Here is a 23,134-nt window from a genome sequence, read left to right as displayed (position 1 = left end):
ATCCATATCTTACCCTCCGCGTAAAAAAAAACGCCCCCTTATGAGGGAGCGTTTGTATTCAATCTATTTATTTTGCCAGTCGTCATTTGTCCCAAAATATAGGCGAGAAAAACGGCTTTTGCAAGAAGAAAAAACGCGTAAAAACCGACCACAAGTTGACACAAACCCAAAATCAGAGTATCATTTGACCTTTGACCGCTGATCGCGATCCACCAATTGAGGAACCAACTGTGAGCAACCACCTGAATTTTCAAGACCTGATCATGCGCCTCGAGCGCTTCTGGGCCGACAACGGCTGCATAATATGGCAACCCTACAGCGAAAAAGTGGGCGCAGGCACCATGAACGCAGCCACGGTTCTGCGCGTCCTCGGACCCGAACCGTGGAACGTAGCCTATGTTGAACCCTCCTACCGTCCCGACGACGGGCGCTTTGGCGAAAACCCCAACCGCATGCAAATGCACACCCAGTATCAGGTCATCCTCAAACCCGACCCCGGCAACCCACAGGAACTGTATCTCAAAAGTCTCGAAGCACTGGGTCTCGATTGCAAAGCACACGACATCCGCTTTGTCGAAGACAACTGGGAATCCCCCGCTCTGGGGGCCTGGGGCCTGGGATGGGAAGTGTGGTTAGACGGCATGGAAATCACGCAATTTACCTATTTCCAGCAAGCTGGCGGCATGCAACTTGATCCCGTAGCCGTTGAAATCACCTACGGACTCGAACGCATTGCCATGTACCTTCAAGGCGTGGATGAAGTCTGGAAACTACAGTGGAACGACACCGTGACGTATGGCGACATCCTCAAAAAACAAGAAATAGAATACTGCAACTACGAATTCTACTGGGCCGACGTCAACCGCCTCAAATCCATGTACGACATCTTTTTAGCCGAAGCCCAGGCAGCCCTCGACCGCGACCTCGTCATTCCCGCACACGACTACGTCATCCGCTGCTCGCACACCTTTAATCTACTCGACACGCGCGGCGCAATTGGCGTAACCGAACGCGCCCGTTTCTTCGCCCAAATGCGCGACCTCTCGCGCCAAATAGCCGAAGCATATCTCAAACAGCGCGCAGACCAGGGACATCCCCTTGTAGAACCATCAAAGGACGAACCCCCACTGGTATCCAAAGCCGACGACCTGCCCGAAGTAGATACCGCCGATCTCCTGCTCGAAATCGGCTCTGAAGAACTGCCACCTGCCGATGTGGTCAGCGCCATAGCACAACTCGAAAAATTGCTGCCCGAACACCTCGACGAAATAAAGCTCTCGTACGACAGCATCGAAGTCAGCGCCACGCCGCGCAGGCAATATGCCATCGTCAAAAATTTACAGGGACGGCAACCCGATGAAATCAGACAAGCGCGCGGACCGGCCATCCGCATCGCCTATGACAATGACGGCAACCCCACCCGAGCACTTCAGGGATTCGCCCGCGGACAGGGCATTGATCCATCAGACGTGGAACAGCGCGACGACTACGTCTGGGCGGGCATCACCATTTACGGGCGCAAAACCCAGGAAATCCTCTCTGAACTGCTGCCCGAACTCATCGCCAAACTCAGCTTTGGCAAAACCATGCGCTGGAATTCCGAAGGCATCGCATATCCGCGTCCCCTCCGCTGGATTGTCGCCCTCTTTGGCACTCAAATCATCCCATTCACTTATGCGCGCACAACAGCAGGACGCACGAGCCGCGGGCTGCGCCCCAATGCCTCGCCAAAAATCGAAATCGCTTCTGCTACTGACTATCGCGCGCAAATGCAAAAACACGGCATCGCAGTCAACCGCGACAAACGACGGGAAACCATTAAAAAACAAGTTGAAACACTCGCCAAAAAAATAGACGGCAACGTGCCCGAAGATCCCGACCTCCTCGACGAAGTCACCGACCTCGTCGAAGCCCCGCACGCGCTTTGTGGCACCTTTGAAAGCGCGCGCCTTTCCCTACCCCGTGAAATGCTCATCGCCGTCATGAAAAAACACCAGCGATACTTCCCGGTACTCGACGAAAAAGGCAACCTCAAACCCAGTTTCATCACCGTGTGCAACGGAATACCCGACGACCCCGACCTCGTCGTCAAAGGCAATGAAAACGTCATACGCGCCCGATATGCCGACGCCAGATTTTTTTACGAAGACGACACAACCAAAAAACTCGGCGACTTTCTCACGCGCCTCGACACCCTCACCTTTCAAGAAAAACTCGGCTCCATGCGCGACAAAACCCGCCGCGTTGAAAAACTCGTCAACGACTTATCTGATGCGCTTGAACTTCGTGGAGAAAATAAAAAAGCGGCTCTGCGCGCAGCCGTATTGTGCAAAGCCGACCTGGCGACCAGCATGGTCGTCGAAATGACCTCCCTGCAAGGCATCATGGGCCGCTATTACGCCCTGTCTTCAGGCGAAACGAAAGCCGTTGCGCGCGCCATTGAAGACCATTACCACCCGCGCTTCCCGGGCGACGCCCTGCCCCAAACACAACCTGGCCTCGCCGTCTCAATTGCCGACCGTCTCGACAGCCTCGCCGGTCTTTTTGGCGTGGGCATCAAACCCCGCTCAAATGCCGACCCCTATGGTCTCAGACGCGATACCCTGGGACTGCTTTCAAATCTCCTCGGTTATAAAATGCATTTTTCACTTCGCCAGGGCCTCAATAAAGCCGCCGTTCACCTGCCCGTTGTGGTCAAACGAGAAGCCATTGACGAAGCCTTTGACTACATCATCCGCCGCCTCGAAGTCGTTCTTCGAGATGAAGGCCTGCGCCACGACGCGATTTCCGCTGCGATTGCGGCGAACCTGGACGACCCCTATCAAATCCAGCGGATTGCCCGGGCATTTACCGCGCAAATCCATTCCGATCAATGGCTCGATATCCTGCACGCCCATGCGCGGTGCAAACGCATTGTGCGCGACCTCTCGGAAAACTACGACCTCAATCCCGACCGCGACCCCGAAGAAGCTTCCAATGCACTGCACAAAGCCTATCTCGCCGCGCGTAAAACAATGGACACAGCCGACGACAAACTCACCGCCCTGATCCAGGTCATGACCGAATTGCGCGACCCCATCAACCGCTTCTTCGAAGACGTGCTCATCATGGTCGATGATCCCGACCTCAAGCAATCGCGCCTCGCCCTCGCCCAGCACATCGCCGCCCTGCCCGACGGTATTGCAGACCTGAGCCAGTTTGAGGGATTCTAAACAACTTAAAGCTGTATCTTTGTCTGAATATTCAAAATCCGTTCGCGCCTAAATCCGCCAGTACCATCTGGAAGATAAGTAAATTCGGCCTCCATTATCACCACCGTATTCTTTACGGGTTCCAGCGCGACCACATATCCAAACCGCGTATTGGGCGTACCATCGAACAAGCTTCTCAGGCTGACATTCCGAAAGCGTTTCTCGAAATACCCCTCTGCCCGTGTCACTTTTTTTAGTTTGGGTATCTGTTCCAAAAATTCTGGTATCATACCCGCGCGACCTTCCACAATTTGGGCATCGCCGACATCTCCGCGCAAGTGTTGATAGGAACCACTCGCCACAAAAATGCCGTAAAATCTCACAAGAGCACTGCCAAACACCCCTTGCATCGACCCAGACTGCAACGTGGCCTCGCGCGTGGTAATAGCCCCCGTACCCGGATCGACAATCGCGCGATTGACATCGTAGAGCGCGTCAAAATGCCCGGCCTGAAACCGACCGTTCACCCATCGATACTCAACCTGCAATCGCGCCGGTCCTGCATCAACCATCACACCGGGCAAAGCGAGACCCGTACCACTATCCTCATCCAGAATTCGCCCAGCACCTGCATACAGCCTCGCCCTTAGATGTCGCCTATCGATAAACGGATAGCCCACATCAACACTCGCGGTTGCAAACGCATCGCGCGGCAGATCTGCGCGAATTGAATCGGGCAGGCCGCTGAGTTGATCCGCATCTACAACCGCTGTGACGCCCATATCCAATAACGAAACCGGTTGAAATTCGACGCGCCCTCCAAAAACTGGTCCACCGCCTTCTAAATCCAGCAAATTGCCGATCAGGGCGCGCACTGTCAAACGCCTGAAAACATGGCGAATTCTCATGTCCAAACCCGCGCGTTTTATCCCCGGTGAACCGTGCGTATTGCGATAGTTGCGCATCACCAGCCCCGTGCCCAATGTCACCCATTCTAAAGCACCGACATGCACAGACAGCCGCCGATTGCGATCATCGATATCTCCATAGCGCACGTAGTGAATTTTTCGCAACAAACTCTCCACCCCTCTTCGGCGACTCGAAAAATCCCAGCCACTATCCCGAATACGCCCCTCATGATCCAAAAAAATCTCCAGATCAAAAGCCGCAGACAAGTCCCCAATGCGTATGCGAGGCTGTATATTATAGCGTTGCCTCTGCTCCTGCTCAACCGTTACAGAACCCAGTATCGCAGACAAGTCCAATGGAATTCCTATTGCATCTGCGGAAACACCTTCAAAAATCAGCCCCCAAAATGCGACAATCCAACAAAAGCGATACCGCATAAAATCGCCTCCAAAATGATTTAGCTCCAATTCTCGCCCTTTGACTCAACATAAGACTCTTTTTTTAAAGGGAAAAGTACCGAATCGCAAAAAGCGGAACCGACCCATCGGTCAAGCGTTATCAACATAGTCTCACATATGAGGTTTAACCGATTGGAATCTATTGACAAAGACATTGCCTTACAATATAATAACAAATGTTAAAACACATCTGGTCCTCCGACTTTTCCATCGGGAGAACACCATGAAAATTGGATTGCGGTTCTGGATGGTTGTCTGCTGTGCCTCTTGCATTGCACTGCCTCTTCTTGCAGAAGAAGATGAAGTACCTCAACAAGACAAGATCGTCCGAAATACGCTGTTTGCCCTGGGTCAGCGTCAGATTCAAGCTGGTGAAATCAACGAGGCCATGGCGACCCTCCAACGCATTTTAAAAAACTTTCCCGAAGACGCCCATGTGTATTCCCAACTGGGTTATATCTATCTCAAACGGAAAGAATACAAAGAAGCTGAAGGCGCCTTCAAAACAGCCAAAAAATTCGACAAAAGCCTCGTCGAAGCCTATGTCGGACTTGGCCTTACATATGCCGAAGCACCCACGCGGGGAATGCAATCTTATTGGAATTTCCGCAGAGCTATTAGCGAAGCCAAGCGCGCCACCAAACTCGATCCCAACTACGGTCCGGCCTATCGCTTGCTCGGCGAAGTCTATGAGCGATTTCAAGAAGACCACACCAGGGCCATGAAGTATTATCAGAAATACGTCGAACTCGAGCCCGATAATCCCGAGGGCCTTTATTATTACGGTTTAGCCTGTGTACAGGCCAAAGCATTTGACAAAATTCTCGAACATATTGCCCCTTACCTCTCGGCAAATCCCGACGTCGTTCCGCTCTTGCCCATTGTTGCACAGAGTCATTTTTACAACGACGAGGCGCAAAAAGCTCTCGAACTCTTCGAGCGCTATCTCGCCAACATCGAAGGCAGTGAACGCGCACACTACACCGATATTGCCTACGTTGCCTCAGATACAGAACTCCAGGAATACCACGCCGCCACACCGGGACCCGAACAACAGGCATATCGCGAGCAATTCTGGGCACGGCGCGACCCAGACATCCTCACCAAACTCAACGAGCGCGTCATCGAACACTACCGCCGCACCTGGTATGCGCGCACCTATTATTCGTCCAATGTCTATCCCTGGGATGAACGGGGTGCTGTTTATATTCGATATGGCGAACCCGACTACCGCTCGCGCTCCAATGATCGCAACTTTGTCCAGACCGCCGAAGTAGAGCGGGTGCGCACGCAGATGGCCGTTGACATCTACGGTCCTGAAGCGGCCTTCTTCACCTTCACAGGTCCCGTCTTTCCCATTCGCACCAGCCGCGAAACAGGCTCCCTCTTTGAACAAGACGATCCTATGGACATCGCCGACGAGAATTTTACGGCCGAAGAAGCCGGCGAAGCTGCCGATGAAAGTATGGCCGAACTCCCCGAGGCCGAAGGCGGTGAGGCTGCGGACTTCAGACTCGGTTTTGAGCGCAATCCATTTGACCGCGATGGCACCATCGAAAGCGTCCTCGATGAGCAAACCGGGCAACTCAACACCCGCTTGCAATTTGGCCGCTATTCACCTGTTACCATTGGCAGTGAAATCGATACCGTGCCCTGGGAAACCTGGACCTATATTCAGATCAATGGGGGCATAGAGATTACGTTTACCGACGAATGGGGCAATGGACGCTATGACTTTGCCCCATTGCCCGAAGCCACAACCGAAGATCCCGACGCCATCGCGTATATCGCCAGCATGACCGAACACACACCCGAAGTCATCTATCAGCAAGCCGTATCGACTTCGCCCGACTTCTATCGCCCTGGACTTCCCGGCGACATACTCAATTTCTACTATGATCTGGCGCACTTCCGCGGACCCGACGGGCAAACCAATCTCGAGATTTATTACGGCATCCCACCCGAGCAGGTCGAAATTGAGCAAGAAGCCGATTCGAGTTTCATACACGTACAATTGGCCGTTGCGCTGGCAAATGAAGGTCATACATCCATCTATCGCACAACCGATGAGTTCGCCTATCGCGGCGCACAAGTACCCAGCACAACCGAACAGGGTGCTTTTGTGCCTGAAATCATCAAGACACAGGTACCGCCCGGCAAATACGAACTTCAAGTACAAATGAAAGACCTCATCTCTGGACGCACCGGACTCTACCGACAAGAACTCCAGGTCAGAGACTACCAGATCCCAGAGCTTCAGGTCAGCGAAATTCAACTGGCCTCGAACATTGCGGAAGAAGGCGCGACAAAATTCCTAAAAGAAGACGTGTGGATCATTCCCATGCCCACGCGCAGTTATGCCGCAACGCAAAATGTCTATGCCTACTTTGAAATCTACAACCTGACCAAAGACACCTTTGGACAAACTCGTTACAAAACCGAATACCGCATTCGCTCCAGTGCCATGCCCGCCGTTGGCGTATTTGGCGCAGTGGCCACGGGGTTGCGAACCATCTTTAGAGCCAGCAAACCTCAGGTGGCCATCACCAACGAACTCACGGGACGCGACGCCGACGAGCGCGAATACGTCGAAATCGTGCTCAACAAAGTCAGACCCGGTGTCAACGCACTCGAAATCATCGTAACCGACCTGGTCACTGGCAAGAGCGTCGAACGCGAAGTGCGCTTCCGGTATGGAAATTAAAACACACTCTTATGCGCATCATCGCTGGCGAATTTAAGGGCCGCCGCATCCCCTTTAACAACAAAAAGCACGGCAATGCCCGCGTCACATCCGACTTTGTCAAAAAAGCCGTATTCTCTTCCCTGGGCGAAATCCTCTGCGGCAAATATTTCCTCGATCTCTTCTCCTGCTCTGGTCAAATCGGCCTCGAAGCCTGTAGCCGCGGTGCTCAGGTAGTCATCAATGAACCCGACCGCCGCTGCAACCGCTTTATCGCACAGCTCATAGACAATTGGCATCTCAACGACCGCATCTATCTTTACGCGCGTCCCGCGCAAAAACTCCTGCCCCAACTCGCGCATGCAAAAGCCCTATTCGACATCATCTACCTCGACCCTCCCTATCACCAACAATTAGACGGACACCCTATGTCCTGCACCATACTCACCCGCCTCGCAACATCTCCGATACTCGCGCCCAACGCCCGCATTCTCGTCCAACACGCCTCTCGTACAACGCTACCCAAATCCCTTCCCAACGTCACCCTCTCCCGACAAAAAAAATACGGCGACACAACTCTGAGTACATACACCCTTACTTTCTGACTTGCTATCCATCACCAAAATCACTATGTTATGACACGTAAAAGCCATTATACCTGAAGGAGGAATCAATGGACAAACTCAGTTCCGCCGTCGATTTTAGACCGCGCAGCCGTCAGCTTTACATGGGCGACATGCCCTGGCTCCCGCGCATTACGGATAAAGCCCGCGCCAAATTGCGAGGCTGCATCGGTGACTACGTCTATCCGTGACCCGCTGACAGAAAGTTCCTGGAGGAACTTGGGGTTGAAGCTGAAGAATTTACAAACATCGTCGCATTCAGCCCGACCGATGCCGAAGTCATCGAAAAAGTAAAACCCATCTGGGACAAGTCGCACAGTAAGTAAAAACAAAAAAGCCGCCACGCAATGTGGCGGCTTTTTTATTAAAGCAACAAACTGTCACGACCCCAATCTTCCACTCCCATTTCTAAGCGCCACGGGTTTTCCACCCACCGATTTGCCAAATCCCTGTGTAAAAATCAGAAAGTCGCTGATTCCCACTATGCCATTGCCATCCAGATCGTATTTTGCTTCAAAACCCGCATCACCCTCTGACAGACCAAACTTACTGGCAAAAAGCAAAAAATCCCCTATGCCGATCACACCGTCCCCATCAAAATCCAGATTTGCAACACTCACACTTATTCCCGATATCAGTTTCACCTCTACGCTCTCGCCATCCTGACATGTAAACGCCACAATCGTCTGATCCTCGCTTTCCTCTACAATCTCTGCAAGGTCATAGGACTGGTCCAGACGCCATTTCCCGCGCACTGTCACCTCTACCTTCCGCGGCTCACTCGGCTGATTGACAATTAGCGAACCATCCTGCCGATGCGGTGTTTGGATCTCCCAGCTCCACCCAAAATCCGGATCAGCAACAGAAAGCAATACCACATCACCTATCTCGCGGGTCATAACCAAACTCGGCAAAGACACAGCCACAACAACTCCATTTGTCGGCCTCGCATCCTTATCGAACAGCGCGTAGCCCGTCATCTTCATCCCCCGATGATGCACAATATGTGCCTCACCATCTCGCTGCCACACATCGTATTCCGGCGCACTTGCAAACGCACGCACCCTATCCGGCGACCTCTGAACCAGCACGGCATAGTGATATGACGCACCCTGAGGCATAGGACCGTGATCCAGATACGCCAGTTCAAAAGTTCCTGTACCACCCTCGCTGCCAAAATCTCCAGGAGTTTGTACCTGGCGCTGCACCCGCAAGTCGCCCCCATCTGGAATCACATACCCATTGCCCCGTGAATCCATTACCCAGGCCCTCTGCCCCTTTGTCCCCGAAAACGCATAAGGAATCGCACGCACACGCTCCCCATTCACTCCCGTAGGCCAATCCTCAGAAATAGCCGCCTGAAACAGCGGCGTCACCGTCGCATGCCCCCCATCATCATTCTTAATACCAGACCCCAGGCAAACAAGCACATCGTCAAAACAAAACACCGTCTTAACCGCCCAAAAACTCGTATTGAATCTCGTATCGTGCAACTTCAGCGCGAACACACCGTCTTGCCCTTCAATATTCACCCCACCCACAAAAGTCTCATCCGAAAAATTGCGATCGCGCCCCTCGTGTTTGAGCTGCTCATGACTCAGGCGAATCACCGTCGTACCGGGCCACATACTCCAATCCCATCCATCCCGAACAATCCCACTCGCCTCACGCGTGACCGGATCGCCACTCGCGTAAATCAGCATCGAACCATAGCTCAAATAACGACCGAGTTGATTTTCTCCGCCAGATGACGACTCGTAATCCCACACGTATTTGCTCCATCCCTTCATGCTCACCATCCAGTCTCCACGCCGATGAATGGACAACGCGCCATAAGGCAATGTCCAATGTCCAGAAGGCACAGCAATAGGTGGGTATCCCGCACTTGCAAAATCCGCCATCATCTGCATCGCACCCGGCGTGTGCAAATACATGATCCGAGAAGCTACCTGTTCAAACAAACCTTCTATCAGCAACTGCGATTGAGGTCTCCAAAGCTGCATAAACGCGCCCGATAATTCCGCATCCACCGAAGGATAACTCAAAGCCACATACATATACGCCGGCAAAAGACCATCCGTTACCGTTGTATTAAGCGGAAAGCGCCCGTTAATGGCCGTTGAAATATCATACGTATTCGTCATAACTCTGGCTGTTAACAGTGCCTGCTTCAAGTTATCGCGCTTATCATCCGCAACTGCAAAAGGCGTATCGTGCAACAAATACACCAGAACGGAAGCCACGTGAAAAGCATTTGGCGCATACGCATTGGCATAGATGCCCCGGTGATGAAAACCCACAAAATCCGGCTTAATCGTATCCAACCACCCCGGCGCAATATCCAGCGCATTATTGAGCCATACAATATAGCGATGCATATTTGCCACCTTCTCAGGCGAATCGTCCATCATCAAAATGCACAACAACCGATACATCGCCACCGAACGCAAAAAATCTGCATTCGTGCCCGGATCCCAGGTCTGTTCATACAACTCGCCAAACATGCTATACCATTTCAAACTCGCCAATTCTCGTTCCAGTCGATTCGTATCACCCAAAATATCCCGCATCAAATACACCGCATGGGCATAGCTCGCAATCCGCAAAAACTCGTGATGCAACGCGCCAACACCACTGCCTTCTGCCCAACCCTGATCGTGCAGATAATCGAAAACATCTATCACGCGATCTTTGGCCTCCTCATTGCCATTCAACCGATAATCCAGCACCAGACGCAACAAAACATTTTGAAAAACACTCTGAAAATAGGGCCTGTAGGGTGAAAGGGCTGCAAACAGAGGCTTTCCCAAAATGCGGTCATCTTCCCGCCGAATCTCGTAATCTGCGAGATTGCGATGCCCGCGCCTTATGTATGCTGTAAGTTCATTGAGCCGAATCCTCACAGGCTCCCGCTGATCATCCTTCACCCCGTCGCCCAGAACCCACGCCTCATATCGCCGGACAATCGTCTCAAAAGCCTGTCTCTCTTCATCAGTAATCTGCGAAGGAAGAGGACCCGGCAACCTGTTTTGACTCCATCGATATTCGCGGCTCCTATCTGCTCCATTCGCATTGACAAATGGAACCTGCGCATCGGGAGATCGCCTGAAATGAATTCTCTCCACCAATTCCACCAGATCCAGATACACAGTTCCACCATTCGGCGCACGGATTTCAAACGCCGTCACACGCCCATTTCTCGGACCCGTATAAGAATTATTCCGCGCATCCTCTTGCAAATTGATCCACATCGCTCGCCAGCCCGTAAAATTCAAACCAAACTCAAACCGGTAACGCGGATTATTTGCCGACAACTCAGATTCCGTACCAAACCCAAATGCCAGCACCTCATCGAGCGCCTCCTCGTTGTACACCCACGCCCGAAAACCGTTCAGCGTCCGATTGCGTTGTGTTGCCGGATCCGTGAACACAAGCCGCCCATTATTCTGCCATGCCCACTTCAGAGATTGATGCCCCGCCTTATAACGTCTCGCCGAAAGCGAAACCTGACTACCCGCATCTGCCCGATAGGCCGCCGACAGCGTCGTTTCCTCAAAACTGTAGTGCCACGGTGTATTCTGTGCCATCGCAACGTTAACCATCCCAATTACAACGTTTATAAAAATAATTATCCATCTCCATAAATTCATCACAAGCCCTCTACGTTTTTAGGCGCGGAACAACTCGCCCATGCGCCTGCCTAAAAATCGCCCGGCCAAAAACAAACTCACAATCAGCAACACCATACCAAAAACACCCATCGCACTGGCCAAATACGCCCCATCTGCAATGCGCCCCATAAGCGCGTAAATCGCTTTTGTGATGGGATAGTATTCGTCCTTGAGCGCCAAAATCAAACTATCGCTCACCTCGAGCATTGCAAACGCAAAACACAAAATACCGCCAGCCACCAGATTGGCTAAAATCAGTGGAAATGTAATTTGAAAAAGCGTGCGCAATCGGGAAGCCCCCAAATTCTGAGCCGCCTCTTCCAGCGTCACACTCGTCTGCTGAAAACCCGCATACGCCGCGCGCACCATATAGGGCAACCGCCGCACCGCATAGGCAATAACCAGCAGTGGCACGGGATAGTGCCGCGCATCCAAAAAAGTACCCGAATACCCCGCCAGATACCCAAAAGCCAGCACCAGACCGGGCAGAGCTAAGGGCAGCATCGCCACCGCATCTAAAACGCCCTTATACGGAATGCGCGTGCGCGTGAGCAAATACGCAATAGCAATCCCCAACACAACATCCAGCGTCGTACTCAACACACTCAATATCAGACTCATCTCAATACTGGACAGAGACATCGGGTGTTCAAAAACCATCGCATAAAATCGCCCGGTCGTCTCCTGGGGCAGCACAGCCATAAACCAGCGCTCGGCAATAGACGTCAAAAACACACTCAAATGCGGAATCAGAGCAATGCCCGTAAGCGACAACATCGCGGCGTAAATCAACACAGTCATCCCGCGAGAAGCGGGGCGCGATCCCGAACTGATATACCCTCGCGCAATCATCTCATAGCGGCGATTGCCCAGCGTCGCCTTTGACAGATAAAAGAAAAAAACCGTCAACAGCAACACGAAGACAACGAGCGCGTAAGCCATCGGATTTTCGTTAATATCCTCAATAGAATTGAAAATCTCGACCGCTACAACCTGGCGGTAATTGAAAATAAGCGGCGTCCCCAAATCGGTAAACGCCCAGATAAAAACAATAATCGCCCCGGCAAAATAGCCCGGCAACATCAGTGGAAATGTCACCGTGCGAAAAAGGCGAAACCCGCTACTGCCCATATTGCGCGCCGCCTCTTCCAGGCTCGGATCGACATTGGCAAGCGCAGCGGCCACATTGAGATACATAATGGGATAGAGATGCAGCACCTCTAAAATCACCACGCCCACAAAACCACCACCGCCAAACCAATCTACCGGCTGATCGATAAGTCCCAAATCCAGAAGCAGCAAATTGATAGAACCAAAACGTGCAAACATCTGTTTCATGCCTATCGCCCCTACAAACGGGGGCAAAACCATAGGCACCAGAATCAAACCATTGAGAAACCCTTTGCCCGCAAAATTGTATCGCACCAGCAAAAACGCCAGAGGCAAACTGAGCAACGTAGTCGCAATAGTCGTAATCATCCCCAGCCGAAAACTATTGAGAATGGCCTCTTGATAAACCGGACTCTTCACCATCAATTCGTAAAACGCAAACGTAAACCTGCCATCGACCACCAGCGATTGCACAAAGGCATACCACAGGGGATAAAACAAAAACAAGGCAAAAAAGCCGATCAACCCCACCAGAAAAATGAGCGTGGGCAAATTGAGATCAAACCGCCTCATCGCGGTCCTCCGATTCATCGCGCAACACAACCACCTGCTGCTTCGAAAACCCCAGTCGCACCTCATCGCCGGGTTGTGCGTGCTGCACAGTCGCGCCGTACTTAATCAGTTTGATCTGATCGCCGCTCGCCAATTCAACAAAAAATTGCTCGACTTCACCCAGATAAATCGCACGCCGCACGCGCCCAAAAATGACATTATCCGCCGTCCCAGATTCATCCGAAAGAAAATCCATTGCCTCGGGCCGAATCGCGCACAACACCTGATCCCCCACCTGAACACTCTCATATCCCGCCTGTCCGCGAATATTCCCCACATCTGTTGCAGCGATCACCTCGGATCCCACAGATTTTATCTCCCCAGAAATCAAATTGATCTCGCCAATAAAATCCGCGACAAAGCGCGTGATCGGTTGCCTGTAAACATCCCGAGGCGTACCGATTTGCGCCACCTTGCCCATCTGCATAACCGCAATGCGCGCACCCATTGCCAGCGCTTCTTTTTGATCGTGTGTCACATAAATCATCGTAACACCCAAAGTCCGCTGCAAATCCTGTAACTGCTCGCGCATTTCCAACCGCAATCGCGCATCCAGATTGGAAAGCGGCTCATCCAGCAGCACAACACCCGGTTCTATGACAAGTGCCCGCGCCAGAGCCACGCGCTGTTGCTGCCCCCCCGAAAGCTGATTGGGCGACCGCTCGGCATAACCGCTCATCTGAACCATTTCCAGAGCGCGCCTCACCTTTTGGTCGCGCTCGTGCTGCGACATATTGCGCATGGTGAGGCCGTATTCCACATTTTTCCAGACCGTCATGTGAGGCCACAACGCATAATTCTGAAACACCATACCCGTATTGCGCTCGTGCGGAGGTACAGGAGTCACATCGCGTTCATCAAAAATCACCCGACCACTCTCGGGCTGCTCAAAACCCGCCAAAATGCGCAACAACGTGGTTTTGCCACAACCAGAGGGACCCAGCAAAAAAAAGAACTCCCCCGCGTCAATTTCCAGATTGATGCGATCCAATGCCAGAACATTGTCAAAACGCTTGGTCACATTTTCCAGCCTGATTCCGAACATATCTCACTCTTTTTAATTCCTGCGCAAACGCCACAAATAAGCCACCACACAGCAGGCAATACCCATGGGGAAAAACAGAGTAATCGCATTGGTAATACGCACAGACAAAGGCACATCGCGAGCACCGTATTTGTCGCGCGCAAAATCCGTCCAGTCAGCCATTGTGCGATTGCGCATCTCGGCATCTCCCCACAACTGCTCCAACTTCAGTGCTTCAGCCTCAGAAATAGGTACAGATGACAGCTTCTTGCGTTCTTCTTCTGACACGCCATCTGTCATCGCGTCCTTCCAGGTAGCTTGCAATGCCCGCTGTGAGTCAATGACCATCACGCCGATCAAATCGTTCAACACGCGCCAGCGCCCGCTACCCAGTTCAGCATCATATATCAAATCGGAACGCCATTCAAAGGGATTTAACGTCACCGCAGCATCACTTTGATAGCGCGTGTACAGATCTGGCAATACGGTAAATCGGTTCAACTGCTTATTGACAGGACCGCCCGGCACGCCCTTTTTCAAAAACCAGAGCTTCTGCCCCGCATCGGACATCACAAACTCCAAAAATACCTGTGCCACCTCCAGGTTTGGCGCACCCTTTAAGATGGCGATGCCATCGGGATTGACAATGGTCAAATTATCGGGCATCACAAAGCCCACGTATTCATCGCCCACTTCTGCGACTTGTGCCCATGCATAAAAGTCAATAGACAAACCATAAGCCACTTCGCCCACAGCGACTTCCCTGGGGGCATAAGAGCCACCTTGTCCAAAATTTCGCACATTGGCCCCCATTGTGGTAATCACTTCCCATCCTCTTTCCCAGCCATAAGCCTGCAAAATCAATTCATAAGCCATGTGAACGCTGCCACTCTTGCGCGGATCGCCCGAACCAACCCACGAAAACAATTCCGGCGCGCCCAAATCTGCCCAGGTTTGGGGGAGGGGTAAATTCAAAATTTCAATCACGCGCCGATTATACACAATGCCAAAACCCGACAGCGTTGCACCATACCATTGATAGGCCGAATCGTAAAGCGGAACCCCCCCAATCTGCGCGGGCAATCGATTGAGCGCAGCATCGGACAACCGATAGGGTTGGCACAGCCCGCGCTCAGACAAATCTACATAAGGCGCGGTGCCTCCGCCAAAAAAAATATCGATGCCAATACCCTCTGGCGACCGCCCAAATTCCGATTTGATATAACGCAAAATCGAACTCGTGCCCGCGCCAATATCGAGCCACTCTACCCGCACATCTCGCTCTGTGGTCTCTTTATAAAAAGCCACAAAAGCCGACTCAAACTCGTTTTGGATCTCATCTGAATGTGGCGACATCAACACCAACTGATCAGCATCACATGGCAAAACCAGCAACCCGATAAGAGCAAAACAAAAAATGGTATTGCAAGATTTCATAACCGTTGACCCTGTATAACTTTAGCGCATAAACCGTATATAGTATGCCCTATCCGGTGTGTCAACGCCTTTTTAAATAAAAAAGCACTCTATATTTAGAGTGCTTTGCTTGCAGACCGATTCCCGCTCGTCCTTAAAATCTAAATTTCCTCTGGCGATGGGATAAACCATTAATCAGATGTTTCAATCCGTCCAATTCGATTCCCCTCTGAATCGACAATCCAGACAACACCTCTGCGATCAATGCGCAAGTTTTTGACCTCAACATCATCATCGGAAATCTCATAGAGCGTAAACGTTGTATCTTGCAAACTAAAACTGGTCAGCCATCCCGACGATTGTCCACCGATCCACACGCGATCATTCGAATCGACCTGCAAAGCATGTGGAGATTCCATCTTTTCGGGAAACCGGAAAAAACGCGTTTGCCTGGTGATAGAATCAAACATGCCCAGCCTTGTCGAATCCGTATCCGTAAACCACATCCTCCCTATTGAATCCAATCCCATTTGCCCAATAGCAAAACCGCTATCTGGAAGCGAATAGGTGGTAATCTCTTCAGTATCGGGATCGAGCATACCCAGCTGACTTTGTTCGTGATTGACGAACCAGACCCGCCCGCCATCATCTATCTGAAGCGAACCAAGTGTGATATCTTCCTCACCAATTGAAAATTCTTCTATCGTCTCGGTGACCGGATCCAGCCGCGCAATGCGATCGGCTCCACTCTCGATAAACCAGAGCTTCCATTGGTCGTCAAATTTCAAACTCATTGGCCGACTGCCCGGAGTCGGAACAGTGAACTCCTGAATATCATCGGAGAAGGGATCCAGGAGGCCAATGCGGTTGGCGGCAATTTCTGAAAACCAGACGTGCCCCTGACTGTCGAGAGCAATACTGTGTGGTTGCGCACCCGGCGTGGTCAAAGAAAATCGGCGAATCATATCTGTGCGCGGCTCTAATCGGCCAATTGCATTGGCCCCCATCTCTGTAAACCATATATACCCTCGAGAGTCAATCGCCAGATCATTTGGCCGGCTATTCGGCGTCAAAAGCTCAAAAAATTCGACCTGAGCAGAGGCTTCTTGCTCCTCGACTTCCTCGGTGACGGGGTCAGAAGTATCTTCCTGATTGTACGCACTGGCAAAAATGATAAGATCTTTAAAATTAACCACGCCATCCGGGTGCAAATCATACTTCGCATCATTTGTACCAAAGGCTTCGGTCAGAGCCAAAAGATCTTGCAGATCAACAACACCGTTATCGTCAAAATCAATATCGACATCTGATTGCGCGTATCCCGAAAGGGGAAAAAGCACGACCAGCAGCACCATATAGAAAACGTTTCGATACATTGAGACTCCACAACAGTACCGATAATGGCTCCCCGTACCATGTGTACTGTCGGCATATGGCTTGATGAGATGTGGTGGCTCTCGGTGTACACATAACCCGTGCTTATAGAGAACCAACAAAAAATAAATACTCTCCCAAAAAATATATCTATGATAATACGCACTATTTGTCAAGCATTTTCTACAATTTCAAGTGGTATAAATGCTTTATTATACAATATATAGATTCTTTTTACATCTCTCTCAGCATTTCGACAGTCGTCGTTTTAATCATATCTTCACACTCCGCACCTATCATTAATGTTCCATAATACTTAAAAGCTTGTTCGACTTCGTATCCACCAACAGGATAGGCATCGGCAGTCGGAACATACCCAATACACCCATTGGTATATCCCAGTGCAATCGTTTTATCACAAGGAGAAGCATCATCTAAAAACAACTGGTAATCGACAAACATCTCCCCCGGATACCCCACCACTGCCAAATTGCCAATATGTATGGTCTGAATCTCAAATGACTCCGTTGGACTTCCGCCTCTTCTCGCAGCCCGCACATAATCCTTTGCCCACCCGACCATCCCTTCGAATTGTTGGCGGCGTCGGTAGGGCGTTATATTTTTATCTTCTCGCACGCGTTGCAAATTCGCTTTGGCATCTGCAAGTGCACGCTCTGCTTCATCGACATCGGGTACCATAAGAGGCAATTCGACAACCCGATTATTCACCGCCAGCACATCGCCCTCCAGCCTCTCGGCATACAACGCAGCCGTCACAGTTGCCGCGCCCAGACGCGTACCCAACAACTCGCACCCCTCAAACTTCCCGTCCTTTGGCGCACAGTTAATATCCCCACAACAACCCTGCAAAAACAGAGGCATCGCCAAATTATCCCGCACAAACTGCGCGGCATATCCCGGAAACTCTGCACTGATCGACAGCGCATTTAAATTCACGGGATGCGCCGCAGTCGCGAATACAACAGCCACAGGCACACCGCCTGCTGTATCTACGCGCACCACATCGACCCAGGGGGCTTCGGGACCTTTGGGATGATGGCCCAGCACGATGCGTCCGTCGCGCATCTCTCTGCGGTTATGTGCAATACGCACGGGTGCTCGCCCCTGCGAAAGTGATGCGGGTATCGATCCTTCGACCGCCATTTTAATTGCCCCAACAATCTTGCGGCACAACACATCTTCATAAGCTACATCGCGGTCGCCCATACACCGGAAAGCCATCACAGAGGGTCCCGAATGGGAATGAGACCCATTGAGCAAAATATGTCCCCCCGGAATCCCGACGGAATGCTCAACTATCTCTCGGATCCGAGTGACCAGATCCGGTGCAAAACTGATCACATCAGCCCCCACAATTGCGACCTGCGTTTCGCCGTCATCCAGCACCAGTGCCCTGGCGTACAACTCGTCGTGTATCGCCTCAGATGGCCCTTCGCGCGCGGCAAATCCGCACATTGAAATCCCCACTGGCGGCGTGATATTCACCTCTGAAATCCCTGCTTTTATCATGGTCCTGTCCTCCTTCTAAAACGCCCCTGTCCTCGACTCGTATTTGGTCGGTTTGCCCAGCGTGCGTCCATCGCTCATAACCCAGCTTGCAACCCACAAGATAATTTCTTCAACGGGAACCCGCGGCGCCCCCATCTCCTCAAACAGCACCCCTGCATCGCCCAACAATGCCGTCTCGCGCTCTTCGCCTTCAAACACGGGATCAATACCAAAATATTCGCCCAACTGCAACGCCAAATCGCGCACCGACAACACATCCCTACCCGTCATATTCACCACCCGTGCAGGACATGCACAAAGCGGAAACATCCGCGCCAAATACGCATTCGCATCGCCCTGCCATATCTGGTTGACATGGCCCATAGACAGATCAATAGGCGTCTCGGATTTAATCTTCTCGGCGATATCCAAAATGATGCCATAGCGCAACTCAGTCGCGTAAAACAAACGCACAATTGCCAGAGGCGTTTGATTCTCTTTGCAATAAAACTCGGCAAGCCGTTCACCGCCCAGCCGGGACATGGCGTATTCGCCAATCGGATCGACAGCAGCATCCTCCTGAGCACCCGAACCCGTCACCGAAGCAAATTCGTAAACATTGCCAGAAGACACATAAACAATACGCGAATCTGGAAATTGTTGCATGACTTTTGCGGGCAATGCCGCATTCATCGCCCAGGTCAACGGCTCGTTGCCCGTTGCCCCAAACTTATGCCCGGCCATCAAATAGAGATACGGCACGCGAGGCAACCGCGCCAGCCCCTCATCGTCCAGCAAATCGCACTTGATCGTCGCAATACCCCGCGCCTCCAGATCATCCCGATCCAGCGGATTGGAAAACCGCGACACGCCAATCACCTCATCTGCACCGGCTCGCAGCAGCAACTCTGCCAAAGTCGGTCCCATCTTTCCCGCGATACCCAAAATCATCACGGGACCATCTAACTTTGACACAGCCTCGACCACTTCGGGCGATGGAGTCGTCATCTGATCGATCAATTCTTCCTCTGTTTTAATCACCATAGTCTTTCTCTCCGTTCTATTCTCTTGACTTCTACGCCATCAAATAATAGGTTTGGGTCACAGCCACAACGAACCTCAACCCACAACAGATTTATGACCTTTATCAAACAAATCTACGACCTGCTCGAAGGTCGCCGTCTCTTTATGGCATGCTGCATCGCCTGTGGACTTATCTTTGCAGCGGCCAATCTGATCCCACCATTGCTCATCCGCAAACTCATCCAGTGGCTCACCGAAGCAAAACCCGCAGGGGACCTCATAGAAGTCAGCCTCTTACTCCTTGGAATTTACCTGCTTCGCGGTGTCTCCCGTTATGGTTATGGCTTCTTTTCCCACGTCACTGCCTATCGCGTGATGCACGCGCTTATGACGCGCGTGTACAAGCACCTGCAAAACCTATCCCATAGCTTTTTCAATCGCCAGCGCACCGGCAATCTCATGGCTCGCTCCATCAACGACATCGAAGCCATCGAAGACTTTATTGCACACGGCATACCCGAAACCGCGCTCGCCACGGTTATCCCCATATCCATGATCGCCGTGCTCTTTTACCTCAACCCGGAACTCGCCCTCATCGCCATATTGCCCATTCCGCTCATGGCATTTCTCGTATATCGCTATGTATCCAAAGTGCGCGCCATGTGGCATGCAGTGCGCGAACGGCTCTCCGAACTCGCCGCCCTCGTACAGGATAACATGTCGGGCATTGCCGTCATCAAATCATTTGCTCGCGAGCGGGAATGCGCCCACCAGGTAACCCACCGCAGTGCCACCTTTCACGACCGCTTGATCAAAGCCAACACAGTCTCGCTCCTGCCCGCTGGCATCATTGAAGCCACAGGTGGACTGGGCATTGTACTCGTCATCTGGAGCGGTGGCAACATGGCCCTCAGCGACAGCATCTCGGTAGCTGATCTATTTGTCTTCATTGTCTATATGGGCCACATCTACCAGCCTTTTTTGCAACTGGCATCTTTTAACGATGTATTGCAAAAAGCCGCCGCCAGCACAGAACGCGTTTTTCAACTCCTCGCCATCCGTCCGGAAATTACCGATGCGCCCGGTGTAACCGTGCCCAAAACCATCACATGGGATATCGACATTGACGCACTCACATTTGGCTATGATCCCAACACACCCGTCTTACACGACATTGACCTGTACATTGATGAAGGAGATATTCTCGCACTCGTCGGACCCACGGGCGCGGGCAAATCAACCCTTGCCAACCTCTTGCCCCGATTTTATGACCCCCAACAAGGCGCGGTTCGCATTGGCGGATATGACCTGCGCGATCTACCCCTCTCTTTTGTGCGCCAAAATATCGCCTCAGTCCTTCAAGACGTCTTTTTATTTCACGGCACAGTATATGAAAATCTGATCTTTGGTCGTCCAGATGCGACCGAACGCACAGTTCGAGAAGCCGCACAAGCAGCCAATGCCCATGCCTTTATTCGCGACCTGCCCAAAGGATATGACACCGTGATTGGAGAACGAGGCGTGCGATTATCCGGCGGTGAAAAACAACGCCTCTCCATAGCCCGAGCACTGCTTAAAGACGCCCCCATCCTCATCCTTGATGAAGCCACATCTTCTGTGGACGTTGAAACCGAGGCACTTATTCAAGAAGCCCTTTATCGCCTCACGCAAAATCGCACCACCCTCGTCATTGCCCATCGCCTCTCCACTGTGCGCCGGTCACCCACCATTGCTGTAATCGACGAAGGGCGCGTGGTCGAAACGGGCAACCACAGTTCCCTCATCGACCGAGATGGACTCTATGCGCGCATGGTACGGGCGCAAGACCTCACGCGCAATGGCGAAATACTATCGCGCATTGCAACCCGCGAGTCACAGGTCGCGGATTGACGCTACCTCCCGCCTATTGAATTTTCGCCCAATCGGGCATCACCCCAAGTTCAATACCCAGCACAACGCGACCAACAACAGCAATCGCAGCAGTAATCATCACAGCCCCTATTAAATTCAACCCCACGCCCACGCGCGCCATATCGCGCATAGAAATTCTATCCGTGCCAAACACAATTGCATTGGGCGGCGTAGCTACCGGCAACATAAACGCACAAGAACACGACAACGTGGCTGGAATCATCAGCAACAATGGATTGAGACCCACCGCCACAGATAACGCCGCTAAAACCGGAAGAAACATCTCTGCCGTTGCCGTATTGGAAGTCAACTCTGTCAAAAAAGTCATCATCACACACAAACCACCGACCAAAAACAGAGGATGCAAGCGCCCCATACCCTCCAACTGCTGCGCGCACCAGAGCGACAACCCCGACTCCTTAAACCCACTTGCCAGAGCAAATCCACCGCCAATCAGCAAAACAATATGCCAGGGCACATTGCCAGCCGTTTGCCAATCCATCACCCTGGATTTCGCGCCATCCCGCGCGGGCACGACAAATAAAATCAGAGCCATTGCCATAGCAACCGACCCATCGGTTATCAATCCGCCAGATTCGAAAAACTGAGACCAGCCCGGCAGCGTCCAATCGCCAATTTGAATGGGGCGTCTCGACAACCACAACAGCGCCAACAATACAAAATCGGCCAGCACGACCTTCTCGGCAAATGACATCGGCCCCAACTCGGCATATTGCGCGCGCACCACACTCAGATCAATATCATCGCCGCGACCGCGAATGCCAAAAACAAGGCAAAGCGCACCCCACGCACAAACGAGCATCACACATGCCAGAGGCAGAGCAAAAGCAAACCACATCGCAAATGAAATCTCGGGAACTTCTGCAAAATGAATCGATAAAATCCTCACAAAAGACAAATTGGTCGGCGTACCCACAAGCGTTGCACTCCCACCAATTGAAGCCGCATAAGCCACCCCCAGAAACACCGCCGTGCCAAAAGAACCAGATGCCACACCCTGCTCTTCCATTCTAACCACAATTGCAAGCGCAATAGGCACCATCATCATCGTTGTCGCCGTATTGGAAATCCACATGGACAAAAACGCCGTTACCAGCATAAAACCCGTCAGGATACATCGGGGACACCCTCCAAAAAGGAGCAGCAAGCGCAGGGCAATTCGCCGGTGTAAATTCCAGCGTTGCATGCCCAATGCCACCATAAAACCACCGACAAACAAAAAAATAATATGATTCAAATAAAGTGGCGCAACCTCTTGCCCGCTCATAATACCCAGCAGGGGAAACAGCACCACGGGCAACAGTGCCGTCGCAGCCAAAGGCACGGCCTCTGTCATCCACCAAACCGCCATCCAGCAGGCCACACCTGCCGTATGTGTCACCTCCGGATGCCCAGGCTTGAGATCTCCAAAGACTATAACTCCCAGCCCAATTATCGGACCGAGCCACAGCCCCCAGCGTTCTATTTTTTTATTTAGCATATCTTCTCCATGGTCACATCTTTGTAGAGATTCAACAATATATACTATAAAACAAAAATTTAAAAAATGTTTGAGCCAAAAAAAAAAAAAACCATTAGGGAACCTGTCCAGCCCGGAAA

The 23,134-nt window shown here is 51.8% G+C and carries 14 protein-coding genes; 5 read left to right on the top strand and 9 right to left on the bottom strand.

Translation table 11 applies throughout. The features are described from left to right. Positions 1-191 precede the first annotated feature (191 nt). Positions 192-3,212, top strand: a complete 3,021-nt coding sequence (locus F4Y39_09280) for a glycine--tRNA ligase subunit beta (protein MYC13901.1) — start codon at positions 192-194, stop codon at positions 3,210-3,212. Between the two features lie 5 nt (positions 3,213-3,217). Here F4Y39_09280 and F4Y39_09275 read toward each other — a convergent pair whose 3' ends face one another. After that, on the bottom strand, positions 3,218-4,537 hold the full coding sequence (locus tag F4Y39_09275) for a hypothetical protein (GenBank protein ID MYC13900.1): 1,320 nt from the start codon (positions 4,535-4,537) through the stop codon (positions 3,218-3,220). A 244-nt stretch (positions 4,538-4,781) separates the two neighbouring features. Between F4Y39_09275 and F4Y39_09270 the strand changes: the two genes are divergently transcribed. From F4Y39_09270 to F4Y39_09260, 3 genes are all read left to right on the top strand, one after another. Further along, positions 4,782-7,262, top strand: a complete 2,481-nt coding sequence (locus F4Y39_09270; protein MYC13899.1) for a tetratricopeptide repeat protein — start codon at positions 4,782-4,784, stop codon at positions 7,260-7,262. Positions 7,263-7,273: 11 nt separating this feature from the next. Beyond that, complete coding sequence (gene rsmD, locus F4Y39_09265) at positions 7,274-7,846, top strand: 16S rRNA (guanine(966)-N(2))-methyltransferase RsmD (protein MYC13898.1); 573 nt, start codon at positions 7,274-7,276, stop codon at positions 7,844-7,846. A 68-nt stretch (positions 7,847-7,914) separates the two neighbouring features. Further along, positions 7,915-8,055, top strand: coding sequence for a DUF5069 domain-containing protein (locus tag F4Y39_09260; GenBank protein MYC13897.1), 141 nt, complete (start codon positions 7,915-7,917; stop codon positions 8,053-8,055). A 189-nt stretch (positions 8,056-8,244) separates the two neighbouring features. On the opposite strand, the gene F4Y39_09255 is transcribed toward F4Y39_09260, so the two are convergent. The 7 genes from F4Y39_09255 to F4Y39_09225 all read right to left on the bottom strand — a co-directional run bounded on the left by F4Y39_09255 (position 8,245) and on the right by F4Y39_09225 (position 19,624). Beyond that, complete coding sequence (locus F4Y39_09255; protein MYC13896.1) at positions 8,245-11,514, bottom strand: hypothetical protein; 3,270 nt, start codon at positions 11,512-11,514, stop codon at positions 8,245-8,247. A gap of 18 nt (positions 11,515-11,532) precedes the next feature. Next, entirely contained in the window at positions 11,533-13,218 is a 1,686-nt protein-coding gene (locus F4Y39_09250; protein ID MYC13895.1) for an iron ABC transporter permease, read from the bottom strand. Next, positions 13,205-14,302, bottom strand: coding sequence for an ABC transporter ATP-binding protein (locus F4Y39_09245; protein ID MYC13894.1), 1,098 nt, complete (start codon positions 14,300-14,302; stop codon positions 13,205-13,207). The genes F4Y39_09250 and F4Y39_09245 overlap by 14 nt, the downstream gene beginning before the upstream one ends. 12 nt (positions 14,303-14,314) lie before the next feature. After that, on the bottom strand, positions 14,315-15,718 hold the full coding sequence (locus F4Y39_09240; GenBank protein MYC13893.1) for an ABC transporter substrate-binding protein: 1,404 nt from the start codon (positions 15,716-15,718) through the stop codon (positions 14,315-14,317). Between the two features lie 170 nt (positions 15,719-15,888). Beyond that, entirely contained in the window at positions 15,889-17,073 is a 1,185-nt protein-coding gene (locus tag F4Y39_09235) for a hypothetical protein (protein ID MYC13892.1), read from the bottom strand. A 232-nt stretch (positions 17,074-17,305) separates the two neighbouring features. Then, positions 17,306-18,601 (bottom strand): hypothetical protein, encoded by a 1,296-nt coding sequence (locus F4Y39_09230; protein MYC13891.1) that lies wholly within the window; start codon positions 18,599-18,601, stop codon positions 17,306-17,308. 15 nt (positions 18,602-18,616) lie between these two features. Beyond that, positions 18,617-19,624 carry an NAD(P)-dependent oxidoreductase gene (locus F4Y39_09225; protein MYC13890.1) on the bottom strand — a complete coding sequence of 336 codons (1,008 nt, stop codon included), beginning with the start codon at positions 19,622-19,624 and terminating at the stop codon, positions 18,617-18,619. Positions 19,625-19,717: 93 nt separating this feature from the next. Between F4Y39_09225 and F4Y39_09220 the strand changes: the two genes are divergently transcribed. After that, positions 19,718-21,493, top strand: a complete 1,776-nt coding sequence (locus tag F4Y39_09220) for an ABC transporter ATP-binding protein (protein ID MYC13889.1) — start codon at positions 19,718-19,720, stop codon at positions 21,491-21,493. Positions 21,494-21,506: 13 nt separating this feature from the next. Here F4Y39_09220 and F4Y39_09215 read toward each other — a convergent pair whose 3' ends face one another. Then, positions 21,507-23,015 carry an SLC13/DASS family transporter gene (locus F4Y39_09215; GenBank protein MYC13888.1) on the bottom strand — a complete coding sequence of 503 codons (1,509 nt, stop codon included), beginning with the start codon at positions 23,013-23,015 and terminating at the stop codon, positions 21,507-21,509. Positions 23,016-23,134: the final 119 nt, after the last annotated feature.

It is taken from the genome of Gemmatimonadota bacterium, assembly GCA_009838845.1.
Lineage (GTDB): Bacteria > Latescibacterota > UBA2968 > UBA2968 > UBA2968 > VXRD01.
Note: the sequence above shows the minus strand (reverse complement) of the source record. Positions and strands in the feature narration are given on the sequence as shown.

Coding starts and splice junctions, on each gene's coding strand:
- rsmD (MYC13898.1), top strand. CDS start 7,274: ATGCGCATCATCGCTGGCGAATTTAAGGGCCGCCGCATCCCCTTTAAC.
- F4Y39_09245 (MYC13894.1), bottom strand. CDS start 14,302: ATGTTCGGAATCAGGCTGGAAAATGTGACCAAGCGTTTTGACAATGTT.
- F4Y39_09255 (MYC13896.1), bottom strand. CDS start 11,514: ATGAATTTATGGAGATGGATAATTATTTTTATAAACGTTGTAATTGGG.
- F4Y39_09275 (MYC13900.1), bottom strand. CDS start 4,537: ATGCGGTATCGCTTTTGTTGGATTGTCGCATTTTGGGGGCTGATTTTT.
- F4Y39_09235 (MYC13892.1), bottom strand. CDS start 17,073: ATGTATCGAAACGTTTTCTATATGGTGCTGCTGGTCGTGCTTTTTCCC.
- F4Y39_09225 (MYC13890.1), bottom strand. CDS start 19,624: ATGGTGATTAAAACAGAGGAAGAATTGATCGATCAGATGACGACTCCA.
- F4Y39_09250 (MYC13895.1), bottom strand. CDS start 13,218: ATGAGGCGGTTTGATCTCAATTTGCCCACGCTCATTTTTCTGGTGGGG.
- F4Y39_09230 (MYC13891.1), bottom strand. CDS start 18,601: ATGATAAAAGCAGGGATTTCAGAGGTGAATATCACGCCGCCAGTGGGG.
- F4Y39_09270 (MYC13899.1), top strand. CDS start 4,782: ATGAAAATTGGATTGCGGTTCTGGATGGTTGTCTGCTGTGCCTCTTGC.
- F4Y39_09260 (MYC13897.1), top strand. CDS start 7,915: ATGGACAAACTCAGTTCCGCCGTCGATTTTAGACCGCGCAGCCGTCAG.
- F4Y39_09220 (MYC13889.1), top strand. CDS start 19,718: ATGACCTTTATCAAACAAATCTACGACCTGCTCGAAGGTCGCCGTCTC.
- F4Y39_09240 (MYC13893.1), bottom strand. CDS start 15,718: ATGAAATCTTGCAATACCATTTTTTGTTTTGCTCTTATCGGGTTGCTG.
- F4Y39_09215 (MYC13888.1), bottom strand. CDS start 23,015: ATGCTAAATAAAAAAATAGAACGCTGGGGGCTGTGGCTCGGTCCGATA.